Origin of the sequence: Vibrio nigripulchritudo ATCC 27043, assembly GCF_000222685.1 — a bacterium.
Taxonomy (GTDB): Bacteria; Pseudomonadota; Gammaproteobacteria; order Enterobacterales; family Vibrionaceae; genus Vibrio; species Vibrio nigripulchritudo.
On sequence record NZ_AFWJ01000112.1, the window covers coordinates 87,594 to 101,998 of the forward strand.

The 14,405-nt window shown below is 44.6% G+C and carries 10 protein-coding genes; 4 read left to right on the forward strand and 6 right to left on the reverse strand.

The features are described from left to right. Positions 1-32 precede the first annotated feature (32 nt). Positions 33-1,868, forward strand: coding sequence for a glutamine--fructose-6-phosphate transaminase (isomerizing) (glmS, locus tag RH89_RS10925; RefSeq protein WP_004401819.1), 1,836 nt, complete (start codon positions 33-35; stop codon positions 1,866-1,868). 66 nt (positions 1,869-1,934) lie between these two features. Here glmS and RH89_RS10930 read toward each other — a convergent pair whose 3' ends face one another. From RH89_RS10930 to RH89_RS10955, 6 genes are all read right to left on the reverse strand, one after another. Then, positions 1,935-2,174: an HP1242/YdcH family protein gene (locus tag RH89_RS10930; RefSeq protein ID WP_004401820.1), complete on the reverse strand. Its 240-nt coding sequence runs from the start codon at positions 2,172-2,174 to the stop codon at positions 1,935-1,937. Between the two features lie 72 nt (positions 2,175-2,246). Further along, positions 2,247-3,215, reverse strand: coding sequence for an LLM class oxidoreductase (locus RH89_RS10935; RefSeq protein ID WP_004401821.1), 969 nt, complete (start codon positions 3,213-3,215; stop codon positions 2,247-2,249). A 148-nt stretch (positions 3,216-3,363) separates the two neighbouring features. Further along, a complete protein-coding gene (locus RH89_RS10940; RefSeq protein ID WP_050811521.1) occupies positions 3,364-4,401 on the reverse strand; it encodes a TRAP transporter substrate-binding protein in 1,038 nt (345 codons plus the stop codon). Positions 4,402-4,740: 339 nt separating this feature from the next. Beyond that, a complete protein-coding gene (locus tag RH89_RS10945) occupies positions 4,741-5,613 on the reverse strand; it encodes a hypothetical protein (protein WP_004401826.1) in 873 nt (290 codons plus the stop codon). Between the two features lie 116 nt (positions 5,614-5,729). Continuing rightward, positions 5,730-6,884: a histidine decarboxylase gene (locus RH89_RS10950; protein WP_004401828.1), complete on the reverse strand. Its 1,155-nt coding sequence runs from the start codon at positions 6,882-6,884 to the stop codon at positions 5,730-5,732. A 167-nt stretch (positions 6,885-7,051) separates the two neighbouring features. Continuing rightward, on the reverse strand, positions 7,052-8,824 hold the full coding sequence (locus RH89_RS10955) for a lysophospholipid acyltransferase family protein (RefSeq protein WP_004401830.1): 1,773 nt from the start codon (positions 8,822-8,824) through the stop codon (positions 7,052-7,054). Between the two features lie 661 nt (positions 8,825-9,485). Between RH89_RS10955 and RH89_RS10960 the strand changes: the two genes are divergently transcribed. The 3 genes from RH89_RS10960 to RH89_RS10970 all read left to right on the forward strand — a co-directional run bounded on the left by RH89_RS10960 (position 9,486) and on the right by RH89_RS10970 (position 14,372). After that, entirely contained in the window at positions 9,486-12,278 is a 2,793-nt protein-coding gene (locus tag RH89_RS10960; protein ID WP_004401834.1) for a methyl-accepting chemotaxis protein, read from the forward strand. A gap of 124 nt (positions 12,279-12,402) precedes the next feature. Next, positions 12,403-14,010: a S1 family peptidase gene (locus RH89_RS10965; protein WP_004401835.1), complete on the forward strand. Its 1,608-nt coding sequence runs from the start codon at positions 12,403-12,405 to the stop codon at positions 14,008-14,010. After that, positions 14,007-14,372: a hypothetical protein gene (locus RH89_RS10970; RefSeq protein WP_004401837.1), complete on the forward strand. Its 366-nt coding sequence runs from the start codon at positions 14,007-14,009 to the stop codon at positions 14,370-14,372. The genes RH89_RS10965 and RH89_RS10970 overlap by 4 nt, the downstream gene beginning before the upstream one ends. Positions 14,373-14,405: the final 33 nt, after the last annotated feature.

Here is a 14,405-nt window from a genome sequence, read left to right on the forward strand (position 1 = left end):
CCCAAAATATTACTAATAAAATTGGAGTTTTTATGTGTGGAATCGTAGGCGCAGTTGCGCAGCGTGACGTTGCTGAAATTTTGTTACAGGGATTACAAAGGCTAGAGTATCGGGGCTACGATTCCGCAGGGATTGCAGTTATCGATGGTCAGTCTAATATTCAACGGGTGCGTAAAGTCGGTAAGGTTCAAAACCTAACAGACAGCATCGATTTACCTACTTTTTCCGGTGGAACAGGGCTTGCACATACTCGATGGGCAACTCACGGTGAACCATCAGAAGCAAATGCACATCCGCATATGTCAGATGATCGCATCGCTGTTGTTCACAATGGCATCATCGAAAACCATCAGATATTACGTGAAAGACTTCAGAATGAAGGGTATCAGTTCAGTTCACAAACAGACACTGAAGTGATCGCGCATTTGGTGGATCTCGAACTGAAAAATTCTGACTCTCTGCTCAAAGCCGTTCAGTCAGCTGTCAGTCAGCTGGAAGGGGCTTACGGTATGGTGGTAGCTGATCGAGAGCAGCCAGAGAAGCTTATCGTTGCGCGCTCTGGTAGCCCGTTGGTGATTGGGCTCGGGGTTGGCGAGAACTTTCTGGCATCGGATCAGTTGGCGCTTCTCAATGTTACGCGTCGCTTTATCTTTTTAGAAGAAGGTGATGTGGCGGAAATCACTCGTCGCGAAGTGAATATCTTTGATGTAGACGGTGAACCTGTTGAAAGAGAAGCAAAAGAGTCGACGGTTGAGCAAGACGCGGCAGACAAAGGTCAGTATCGACACTACATGCAGAAGGAAGTGTACGAGCAGCCTGTTGTGCTGAAAGATACACTGGAAGGTCGAGTAACCAGTAACTCGATTTTGCTTGAATCCTTTGGTGCGAACAGCGCGGAAATGTTTGGGCAGGTTGAGCATGTTCAAATCGTAGCTTGTGGTACCTCTTTCAATGCGGGTATGGTCGCGAAATACTGGTGTGAGTCTTTGGCACAAGTCAGTTGTGACGTAGAAATCGCCTCAGAATTCCGCTATCGCCCGTTTGTGACCAGACCAAACAGCCTGCTGATTACGATTTCCCAGTCAGGTGAAACTGCAGACACTCTCGCAGCGCTGCGCCTCGCAAAAGAAAAAGGTTACATGGCGGCGATGACGATCTGTAACGTGCCAGGGTCGTCTCTGGTTCGTGAATCAGATTTCGCCTTTATGACCCGCGCAGGGGCAGAAGTTGGGGTTGCATCCACCAAAGCCTTTACCACCCAGTTAGCGTCGTTACTGATGTTTGTGACCGCATTGGGTAAGCAAAAAGGCACCATTGATGTGGCGAAAGAAAACAGCATTGTGAAATCGTTGAATGAGCTGCCAGTTCAGCTAGAAAACGCGCTCACCAGTAATGCTGTGATTGAGTCGCTGGCGGAAGACTTTGCTGACAAACATCATTCTCTGTTCTTAGGTCGAGGTGAGTTTTTCCCGATTGCGGTTGAAGCAGCACTGAAGCTAAAAGAGATCTCATACATCCACGCAGAAGCATACGCTGCGGGTGAGCTAAAGCACGGTCCATTGGCGTTAATCGATGCTGAAATGCCGGTTATCGTAGTGGCACCAAGCAATGATTTGCTTGAAAAAGTAAAATCCAACATTGAAGAAGTGCGTGCGCGTGGAGGTCAACTGTATGTCTTTGCGGATGCAGAAGCTGGCTTTGAAGAGAGTGACGGACTGAAAATTGTCACCATGCCACATGTCGATGAAGTCATTGCTCCGATTTTTTACACAGTGCCAATGCAGTTATTGTCTTACCATGTTGCATTGATCAAAGGCACCGATGTCGATCAGCCACGTAATCTGGCGAAATCTGTAACGGTCGAATAACCTGACGTTCTGAACTTCAGAGCCATCTTAAATAAGATGGCTCTTTTTTGTCTGAGTACAGGTCAGTTAGCTGCTGGTCAGTTTTTTGTAGAGTGCGTCTTTGAGAAAAGCGCGTTCGCTTTTCATGCGATGCATTTCGTCGTCATCGATCGGGGCGTTACGCAGTTCAAGGCTCCGTATTTCTTTATCCAGTTGTGTGTATTTTTTGTTTTCTTGCGCAAACTCTGTATCAGACTGCATGAGTTTCTGGATCTCGGTTTCCAGTTCAGGAAAATCGACGATCAAACTGTGATCTTCACCTAGCATATTTATCACCTCTCGGTTCGTGGTAACGCGTAAAGCGGGTAGCGACAAGCTGCTCAAATAATCCCTGGTAACTTATACCTGAAATTCGGGCAGTAATTCCGCTGAAATGCGCTCTAAAGTCTCTGGAATATCGGCTTGATTGAAGCGTAAGTTTAACGCCACATGATTTATTCCGATTTCTTCCAGAGATCTCAGGTAGGAACGTAAGTAATGAACCCCAGAGCGGAAACCTAAATGGATCGGTTCTGGCTCCTTATTTGGATCATTAACCAGGTCGATATATAACGACTGCATGGCTGGCTTATTACTTCCTCCAAGAGCGAAAATGCGTTCCCGCCATTCCTTCACTATCTTAGCCTGAACAGAAACATTTCTGGGGTAAGTCATCCATCCGTCTCCATTTTGAGCCAGCCAGTCTGGATCTTGCTGGCTCGCTCCGGTAACCAGCATAGGCAACTGGTGCCCCGCAGGTTTTGGAAGCATATCGATGGCACCAGTCAACTCACCATGCTGATTGGAGAACCGAGGGTTTGTTGTTGCCATTTCACGGATGTATTCAAAGCTTTCTCGAAAACGTGTGCCTCTGTCTGGGTAGCTCATATTGAGGGCAGGGTACTCTTCTGGACGGTCACCAGAGGCTATACCGAGAAGAAGCCTGCCTTCAGACAGCGAATCAATGCTGGCTGCTGCTTTGGCGACATGCGCTGGGTGGCGAAGCGGAAGAATAATACTGGCGACCCCAAGTGCGATGCTGCGTGTTTGTCCTGCCAGCATTCCCAGATACACAAAGGGATCGTGTATTTGCCCCACATCGCCAAACGCTGGCACATTGAAAGGCACATCCCGTAGCCAGATAGCAGAAAACCCCAGTTGTTCAGCGAGTTGAATTCGAGAGATATGATCAGTCAAAGAGGGTTCATTTCCTACTGGGTAGGATTCTAACGGTGCTACGAGACCGATGCTGAGCTTTCCCGCTTTAAAAACAGAATTGTATGCCTGGTTGATGGGAGGAAATTCGTGCTGTGTTTTTGCTTCGTTCATCTTGATACTCACCCGTTTAGTTTCTGACAGGTGAAATAGTAGCAATCAATGAAAATCAAGATAATCTAGGTGAACTGATAATCAGTTTATAGTTTTTGTTGATAATGGAAGTTTAATAAGGAGCAACGAGTGTTGCTCCTTATATGTGCTATTCGTAATTTAGATAAGCTTTGAGAGAAATGTCCGTCCAGCCTCGTATCTTCTTAAGATAGTCTGCCTGAGACTGAATGATCTCTTTGGCTAACTCATCGTTGCTGGCTTGTTCCTGTAATAGTTCATCAGTGGCTTGGCGCATAGCGGCTAAGACAGAAGGTGGGAAATCCCGAACTTTGATGTCTGGAAATTCGCTTTTCATGGTTGCCCAGCTATTGGCGTTTGCATCCAGTGCTTGGTTATACATATCAAACGCCGTTACTCGAAATGCGGTTTCCAAGATCACTTGCAGGTCTTTAGGTAACTTCTCCCAAACTCTTTTGTTCACCAAGAACTGAGTTTCACTGCCCGGCTCATGCCACGCAGAGTAGTAATAAGGGGCAATTTTTTGGAATCCCATTCGTAAATCGAAAGCAGGTCCGACCCACTCAAGTGCATCGATAGTGCCTCGCTCAAGAGAAGTATAAAGCTCGCCTGGTGCGATGTTGGTTGGCTTGGCTCCGATTTTTGCCATCACTTCTCCGGCAAATCCCGGAATACGGATTTTTAAACCTTTTAAATCTTCAACAGAGTTGATTTCTTTTTTGAACCATCCGCCCATCTGAATATCGGAATTACCGCCGGGGAAAGAGAGCATGTTATGGGGAGCATATACCTGTTGCATCAATTCCATACCACCACCACGATAGAACCACGCGTATTGTTCTGTCGACATCATGCCAAATGGCATTGAAGAGAAGTACAGCGTGTTGGGGACTTTTCCTTTCCAGTAATAGGAACTGGAATGCCCCAGATCGTACTGACCCGATTTGACCATATCAAATATGCCCAGCGGCGCTTTATGCTTATTGGCGGAATCAATTCGGATCTCCAATCGCCCGTTCGACATTTCTTTGGCAAGCTTTGCCATGTTTTTTGTTGCGTCGCCAAGAATAGGGGTGTTCGGTCCCCAGGTTTCTGCGAGTTTCAGTCGGTAAACTTTCTCTGATGCACTCACACCTGGCGATACCGCTATGGCTGTCAGCGCTAACATAGCTATAGAAAAGCAACGTTTTATTGTCATTGTTATTCATCCTGTTCCATGGTTTCTGCCCAGCTTAATGGCAAACATGAAAGACCAGAAATCAGCATTGAACGTCTTGTCTGACCGATTCTTACAGTCACTGGTATAGCGAAAGGAGATAAATGGAAAGCACACGAAAGAATTGGAATAACTCTCTAAAAATAGTAATAACAGCAATATGTTATACGGAGTGTAAAAGTGATACGAGTATCACTTTTCTTTGGGGAAAAGTACTTCTATGAGCTTATATTCTTGGTTCACTAAATGGCTCAGCTAATCGACTAGCTGAGCCATTTCTACCGATAAAACTCAGTATTCCACTTTGCTGATTTGAAAAACGAAGTCTTGATTTTGTTCTCTCGTTACGCTGCCTGAGATGTAGGCAGGAAAGTAATTCCCTTTATTATCTGGCACACCCACTTTTGCATTAGTAAATGTGCAGTTAACCGGGGATTTCTCTGAGGTTGGAGCGGCAGATAAACATTGTCTTGCGACATCTGGTCCATTAATTGTGGTGATGTTATATGGATCGCTACAGAATTGGGTATCAATATTTGCGGCAAGAATGTCGTTTACTGGTTTTTCAGTTGTTGTAATTGATAGTGTGTTTGGCAAAGGCGTGGAACATGTCAAAGGCAATTCTACCAAGTGCATCTCGGAGTGACTGGTTGGCTTAAATTCCTGATAGCTAACGCCATAACCTACGGCAGCCACTGAATAAAGCTCTACTTTCTTAATATTTGCCGTGGATTGAGTTGGTGAAGCGTCGTCGAACCATTTTTGATAGGACCCTATATTAGGGTGGTCATATTGAACACGCAGGTAAGGTCTGAAGTAAAATTGCTCTCCAGTGGCTAAGTCGCCCTGAGTAGTGCCTTCCCATGTGTGAACAGTAAATCCAGTATAAGCATCCAGCGTTTGCTTACATTTTGAGTCAGTAGAGGTCAATGTGGTATCCACAGAACCAAGGGTTACTTCTGGGTAGATTTCGGTATAAATGCCGGATCTAAGTGCCGTTGTACTCCAAAATGAGCTGGAAGAGACGGTTTTGCTGTAACCTCTCTTCAGGTGAATTTCTCCACAGCTGCTTCGTGCAGTAGGCTGGTGAGAGGAATCGCTACCACCCCCACAGCCGAGTAACACTATACTTGAGAAAGATACCGCCAAGATTCCTTTATTCACTCTAATCCCTTAACTACTTGAATATAATAAGTTTTGGGATGATATCATTTGTATGTGTCTGGTTTTATATAAAAGAGAAGCCTGATGCTTCCCTTTTTCTAAATATCAAACCAGTTTCAAATCTCGTTGTAATTAACAACCATCTCATTTCTGTCTTCGGCAACGTCATCAATCAGTTGGTCTAGTAGAGCCGTATTCTCGATCATATGACCTGTGATAATAAGGTGGGCATGTTTGGCAGAATTCGCCAGACCGTATTTTCTCCACACCGCTTCTGTCGGGGTAGGAAAAACCACAATAACGGAATTTGGGTTGAGCCAGGCGGGTACACCTTTCGATTTGAGCTTTTCGACTGCGTACTCTGCCAGACGCAGACAGCGTTTTACTCGGAGTTCTTTTTCTTGTTCGGTACTGCTCTTAATAGCGTGCCACATCATCAGAGGAGTAAGACCATTGCGAGAGCCCGTTATGGTTTTGTCGATGGCAGCAATGTAGTCCACGGCTACACTGATGTTGTCTACGTAAGTCTTTTTCGTTAACACGATGCCACACGGAATCGGTGCCCCAATCATTTTGTGCCCGGAGACCGAGATAGAGTCGATGTCGTCAGAAAATGAAAACTGCTGAGGGGCATCAACAAAAGGAAGGATCATTCCGTGGAAAGCCGCATCGGCGTGGAGGTAATATTCCTCACGCTTGAAACCGGCATTACCTAGCACTTCTTTGATCTTTCCAAGGTCATCTATTGCGCCGTAAAGCGTGGTTCCGATATTGGCAAAAACAATGGGGTTGGCTCGTCCATTCGACTCAATGTGCTGCTGTAAGTCGTCATAATCCATTTCACCATTTGGCAGGCTTTTGACCACGCGGTGCTCAATTCTCAGTAAGCGTACAATTTTGGCGACTGAGTAATGAGTATCTTCTGAGAAATATAGGATTCCGTTTGGAAAAAGTTCGCGAGCCAGATAGCAACTGTACATGTTGCCTTCTGTTCCACCATTGGTTACGTATCCCCAAGATTCTGAAAAAGGAATGTTGAACTTATCCGCAAAATACGCCATGACTTCTTTTTCAAACTGAAAGGTATTGAGCCGGTAGTTTGATGTTTCTGCCCAGTCACCGCAGTTATTGAAAGAAAATTGCCAGAATTTTTCTAGTTCCTGGTAATTGAAATCGGCGGCTGTTGGGTAACCGATATTGTCGTACTGATGAGTTTTGCAGAATTCAAAGAAGGCTTGAAGTGTCTGTTGATCTTGAGGTGATAATGCCATTTATATACATCCATATTCATATTTGTGGCAGAAACTATTTGGATGCTATCAACTCAAAATCCGTCGAACAATAAATGTAACTCAAATGACATACTTGGTTTTTTATAAAGTTTGTAAAGAATTTTTTACGAGGCTCACAGGAGAACCTCGCAAGATATGAGGTGTTATTAAAACTCGCATTGGTGCAGTTTCAGGTATTGTTCGGCGTTATCTACACTCATGTACCTTGCCAGTGTTTTCACGGGTACATCACGTAGATCAACGACAATTAAGCCATCCAAAGCATTGTTGAAGGCGGGGTCGACGTTAAAGCTCACCAGCTTGCCGTTAAGACCAAGATATTGTCTCAGCAAAACGGGGACGGTTTTACCATCGTCAATGCGTGCTATAACGCGAGACAAGAGTTGAAGATCTCCAAGCGATGCCAGCAGGGTTGGGTTCCAAGGTTTAGCGTCGTTGCGAAGTGGGTTAGTGGCTTTTACATAGTGTGAGCGTTCACCGTCGTAGTGATGAAGAGTCATTGTATCTGCGAGCAATTGCCTCGCCTGTTCACTGTAATCGTTGCTAATGCTGACCGGACCAAACAAGTGGGTGTATTCTGGGTTGCGGTGAATGTATTCAGCAATCCCTTTCCAAAGTAACAAGAGCGCGCTCATACTGCGTTGGTAGTCCTTGGCGATAACTGAGCGTCCCATTTCAATGCACTTGCTCTCTTGGCTCATTTTCTGGATAAAGTTGCGCTTATACTTAAACAGCGTCCGGGAATACAAAGCGTTGAGACCTTTTTTCTCCAGTAGCTTATCGACCACACCTAGTCGGTATGCGCCGACCAAACACTGATTATCGTTATCCCAAATAAAAAGATGCAGGTATTCCTGATCGAATTTATCGAGATCCAATGCCTGACCTGTCCCTTCCCCTACATCACGGAAATTCTCTTCTCGAACTCGCCCAATTTCATGAAGAAAGGTAGGAATTGCCTCTGCTTTACAGCAGTACACCGAGAATTGGTTACTTTCCAGCATAAGCGCTTCTGGAGGAAGACCATTCAGATCTTCCATCAACTCTTCTAGAGGGAGACGTTTCGCAACGGGAATAAAATGCTCACCAGAAATGGGGGAGTGGGAAGACTTTTTCTCGGAGGGTTTAAGTAAATAGGTATTGAGGCGTAAATAATTAATCAATTGCGAATCACACAGCGAATGTACTTCTTTGTATTTGATTGGCTCACCGATTCGAATACCAATTTTGCTGGCTCGCTTGTTGAGAAGTTCTCGCCCAAGCATCAGCGTTCGCAGTAGTGGATGGATTTTTCCCGCCATATAGAAACGACGAGAGTTCTGACCGTCAATAAAACATGGAACCGCAGTGGCTTTGTTTTTCTTAATAAGTGAGCTGACGGAGCGACTCCATTCTTTGTCCTGAAGCTGCGCCTTTGCGCGTTTTCCTTCAATTCGAGAGACTTCTCCTGCTGGGAATACCAATAAAAGCCCACCTTCTGCAAGGTGCCGGTGCGCCTGTCGAAGAGCTTTGAGATTGGCTTTGTGCGCCTGGCTGGTTTCAAAAACATCGACACCGATAAAGAGCTTATCAAGTTCTGGTACGGTTTTGAGGTACTGATTGGCAAGAATCTGAACATCTGGTCGAATCATCAGAAGCAGTTCAGCGAGGATCACACCCTCCACACATCCTAAGGGGTGATTGGCAACTACTACTGTCGGTCCTGCTTTGGGTACACTTTCAAGCTTTCCATGCGCCAGATGGTAATCGATACCCAATGTTTCCAACGTAAAGCGTAAAAAGCTTGCTGTATCGCTACCAACTGGTCTCTGCGCGTAAAACTTGTCCAGTTGGGACAATCCTGTTGCCCATTCCGCAACAGTTTCACCAATTCCGAATGGTGTTTTTCTTGGGATCTTGAAAGGGCTACCCACTGTCATACGAACCTCGAATCCAATTTTCGTTCGTGATTATCCTATGACCGATAAGTGACAGTTTCGCTTCGATTCAGAGTCGGATGTATGACAATTAACCACAACCTATCGAAGTTCAAATAAAAATCTCGAACAAGGATCTAACCCTTTATATTTATAAAAATGTAATACTGATAAATTTTGAAACACTAAAAAATATGTGAGTCGCAAAAAAATGAATAATTGATACTGATTATATTTGCATATGCTAATTTATTCATGTGGCTCAGAGATAAGCCCATTTCCACTAGTACAACATAATGATATCTCGCTTACTGCTGACTGGATGGCGAGCATGTTTCGGTTTCTTGCTCGCCTAATCTCGGTTTTTACGTATGACTTTTGACCACTTCTTTCTCTGTCTATTTACCCCTTGATACTCCCACATGATTATTTTAATTCTCAGGTTTTGATTTAAAGCTCATTTCTGTAAACATTAATTCAACTTCATTTAGGATGATAAAGTGTTTCAACATATGTCTAGTTGTTGAAAATCAAGTGATATTTGGGTCTTATGCTACTGATATTATTATTTTTTACCGCACGGTAGTACTTTGGCTTTACCTTCGGAAAGTGCTGCCGCCATTCCAAAAATAGCACCTTTAAAGGTGAATATAGCGGGGTCAGCATGGGACGATTTATTAATCAATTTAAGCTATCACAGGTCATTATTGGCGCACTTTTGTTTATGGGGCTCATTCCAGCCCTTATTCTCGGGCTCTGGTCTTCTTCGCTAGCGGAGAAGGCACTTAGAGAGCGTTCTTACAATCAGCTTGATACCGTTCGTAGTATTAAGCAGTCACAAATCGAAGCGTTTTTTCAGGAACGTGAAGGTGATATGGATGTGCTTACTGAAGTTGCTAACACATTGCAACTCGAAGCATTTCGTAAATTGAGCGCAGTAAACCAATCACAAAAGCAGCAGATAGAAGATTATCTGGCTCAGCTTAAAGCGGGCCTTTCACTACTGGCTGAATCTAAGGTAGCTGAAGAGGCATTGCAGATGTTTTCCCATGCCAACTTTGGTGACGGTATGTGGGAATACAACGCCATTATGTTCCAGGAAGAGTTAGATGCGTACGTGAAACACTTCGGTTGGTACGATGCATTTCTGATTACTCCTGAAGGTCAGATTATGTATACCACGGCACGTGAGTCTGATCTTGGACAAAATCTGGATTCAGACACGCTTGAACAATCGGGTCTTGCCCGAGCCTACCGTCAAGCCGTTAGCTCAGATATTACAGAGGGAGAGATTGTTGTTGGAGATTTTACTCTCTATCAGCCTTCTAACAATGAACCAGCAGGTTTCTTTCTGTCTGCGGTGAGAGATGTTTCCGGAAAGATAGCGGGTTATGTGGCACTGCAATTTCCTATCGACAAAATCAATCATATTGTGTCCCAGTCACAAGGCATGGGGGAAACAGGAGAAACTTACTTAATTGGTCCGGATAAGCGAATGCGCTCTGACTCAAAGTTGGATCCAGTAGGGCATTCGGTCATCGCTTCATTCAAAAACGATACCTTGGTTGAAACTAAACCTGTGAGTTATGCATTAGACGGAGATTCAGGACAGGGGATTTACCAGGACTATAACGGCAACTTAGTGCTTTCCGTCTGGGATGCTGTAGAAATTTCTCCGGGTCTTGAGTGGGCGATTATTACAGAGAAGGATGTCGCTGAATCGTTCGTTCCCAAAAATGAAAATGGTGTCGAATTCTATAGCCAGTACATAGAAAAGTACGGCTATCACGACCTGTTTCTCATTGAGCCAAACGGCGAGGTTTTCTACACGGTCGCCAAGGAATCGGACTATCAAACCAATATGCTGAATGGTGAGTTTTCTAGCTCAAATTTAGGTGAACTCACTCGTCAGGTATTGGCGAAAAAAAGCTATCAGATGGTGGACTTTGCTCCTTATGCACCATCGAATAATGATCCTGCCGCATTCATCGGGCAGCCGATTCTGGATGCTAAAGGCAATGCCATTATGGTTGTGGCGCTACAGCTGTCGCTAGAAGCGATTAATGAGGTGATGCAACTTCGAACCGGAATGGGCGAAAGCGGTGAATCATATTTGGTGGGTGAAGATTTTCGAATGCGATCAGATTCTTATCTGGACCCGGTAGGTCGCACTGTCAGCGCATCATTTTCAGGCAGCGTTGAAAATAACGGTGTCAAAACTGAAGCTTCAATTCAGGCTTTAAGTGGTGTTACCGATGACAAGCTTATTGAAGACTATAACGGCAATCGCGTTCTCTCTTCCTTTTCGCCTGTAGACATCGGGGAGCTTCGCTGGGCACTCATCGCAGAGATCGATGAATCTGAAGCTTTCGCCATGGTTACCGCCATTCGCCAAAGTATATGGACTCTGTTAGCCATCACCTTGATTGTTACTGTAGGCTTTGCTGTTTACTTAGCCCGAACCATTAAGCGACCGCTTGGTGGTGAACCGAAGGAAATGATTCAATTGGCTCGGCAGATTGCAAATGGTGACCTTACATATCAATTCGACGATAAAGCGCACTCAGAAACCTTATATGGCGCATTACGAGACATGTCAGAAAAGCTGACGGCTCTGATTGCGCATATTCAGCAAGCATCTAATACGTTAGCGTCGACCGCAGAGGAAACCTCGGTTGCCTCTGAGCAAACAACCACGGCGGTTACTCATCAGCATCAGGACACAGAAATGGTTGCAACAGCCATTAATCAGATGTCGAGTACCATCGCTGATGTTTCGAGAAGTACAACAGGTGCGGCAAGCGCGGCTCAGGAAGCTCACGCCAAGAGTAATTCAGGTCAGCAGGTTCTTCGAGACAGTGAAAGTGCACTTTGTCAGCTAGTGAAAGATGTGAAATCAACCAATGAAAACATGCTGACCCTGAAAAGTAAGAGTGGCGAAATTGGTCATGTGCTCACTGTTATTCAGGAAATTGCGGAGCAAACTAATCTGCTAGCTTTGAACGCAGCCATAGAGGCGGCCAGGGCAGGGGAGGCAGGAAGAGGCTTTGCCGTTGTTGCGGATGAAGTCAGAACACTTGCCCAGCGAACTCAAACCTCAGCTTCGGATATTCAGACCATGATCACTGCTGTTCAAAGTGCTGCGGAATCTGCCACGGCAAACATGGCAAAGAGCGAGGAACAGGCAACGTTAACGGCTGAGCTGTCTGAACGAACTCGCCAAGCTTTTATCGAGATAACAGATTCGATAGAGCAAATAGACGATATGATGACGCAGGTTTCCGCTGCCTCAGAACAACAGTCCCAAGTTACGGAAGAAGTGAATCAAAGCGTGCTTCGAATCAACGAGGCATCCATGCAAACAGCCGCCAGCGCAGAACAGCTTTCAGGCGCAAGCCAGGAAGTCGCTCAATCGGCAGAAAGTCTAAGTGAGTATACCAGGCAGTTTAAGGTCTGATGTGATAAATCAGCTTGTTTTTTATAAATGTGTTGTGATAGTTATATGCCTCTAAAATATAAAGGTTTCTAAGTGTCAGTTGAGTGAATACTATGAAACAACAAGTAAGACAGGAATGAATAGTTTGAAAGTTAAAAACGCAGTTTTAGCGCTAGGAATAATCAGTGCATGTAGTGCAGCTTCTGCATCTGAACAGCCAGTAAGGATCTCCTCTCAATCAGAGAGAATTATTGGAGGAAATAAATCAGCCAATGGTGACTGGCCATTTATGACTGCTTTGGTAGCCAAAGGAAAAGATGCATTTGCTACACAATCTTGTGGTGGTAGCTTTCTTGGGGATCGCTATGTATTGACGGCTGCGCATTGTGTCAATGGCGTAAACCCTGAGGAGCTGGATGCCATAGTTGGGGTTTATGATTTAAAGAAAGCAAGCACAGAAGGTGTACGTCTTGGTGTGCAAAGTATTTACACACATGAGCTTTTTGACACCCAAAACCTCAATTATGATATCGCAGTATTAGAGTTAGAAAGAGCAATCAATTCAGATAAAGTAGCGCTGGCTACGACAAGTCAAGAGCCTACTGGTGGAGACTCTGTAACGGTTATCGGTTGGGGAAATCAGCAGCCTAATTCAAACTTAAGAAGCATTTATCCATCAGAGTTGTTTGAAGTGGATTTGCCTATTGTTACCCGCTCAATTTGCCAAACTTCTGGCGGGCGATATCAAAATATCAATGATGCAGCTATTTGCGCTGGTTTTTCGAGTGGCGGAAAAGATTCATGCCAGGGCGACAGTGGTGGTCCATTAATTCAGGACCTTAATGGTATTCCTACCCAAGTAGGGGTTGTCAGTTGGGGCGAGGGGTGTGCAAAACCAGGGAAATATGGTGTGTATGCCAATGTTGCTCACCTAAATAGCTGGATTAACGATCAAATGACTGGCGTGAGTTACCGTCAAAATGTTTATTTCGGGTTTAACCAAGCGGGTACTAAGCTTTCAAAGACTGTCACAGTAAAGAACCATGAGCTGACGCCTTTTAATGTTTCAAGCGTTGTTTCATCAGACTCAAACAAACTGAAGATCACCAATAACCAATGCGCTACTGCGGGCGATTTACAGCAAGGTGAGAGTTGTGATGTGACCGTTGAATTGACGGTTCCTCTTGGTAGAGGTGAAGCCGAGATCGTTGTAAACACCAATCATGCAACTAAAAGCCAGCTAAAAACCAAATTGCATTCATATGGTCTAATCGCCGTCAACAATGATGTGAAAAGCGCAGTAGGGTTGGGAGACGCCGTATACTCAAATGCTACTCCATGGGAAGTTTATTTAGCTGATACTTTAAAAGCGGGCGATACTCCTCGAGGACAAAGTTCACTCCTTCGAATCGAAAACCTTAAGCAAGGCGAACTTACTTTTGATGCCAGAGTGAATACACAATCCAAATCAGGGTATTTTAAAGTGCTAGTCAATGGTCGTTTAGTATTTGAATACACGGGGTATGAGACGAACTACTTTTCTTATCGCGCAAAGCTGAGTGGAGCCAGCAATGACGTTATGTTTATATATGAACGAGGCGTGACCAGCTATTCTGATAACGATACTGTTTACCTCAAAAACATTAAGGTAAAACAAACGGAGTCCGGTTCATCTGGCGGAAGTTTGTCGCTAGGCTGGTTAATGCTTCTATTGCCTCTAGCGCTACTTAGAAAAAGGAAGAGTAAACAATGAAGCTGATAAAAACACTTCTTGGAATATTGGCTCTTTCGGGCATTGTTGGGTGCGCTAATGAGCGCATGCCACAAATATCTGAGAATACGATTGAAGGTACAGTAGAGCCTTTGGTGTCTTCAAAACGCTGGGAGCACTTAGTGATTTTTGTTGCTCAATCCACTGGATGTACTGATGACAAAAGCTTCGAGCTGCAAATTGATAAAGTGGAAGCAAATAAAGTGAGTGTCAGTATTATTCGTACCAGACCGGATTATTGCCGACGCTCACCAATGTTTGAAGAGTTTCAGTTAACTTTACCTCAAGAGCTTAATGAAGTGGAGCTGGTGGTAAATAACCCGTTAGCTAAACCTCTTGATTGATAACACTGCATTAAAGCTATCATACTTAAAGCC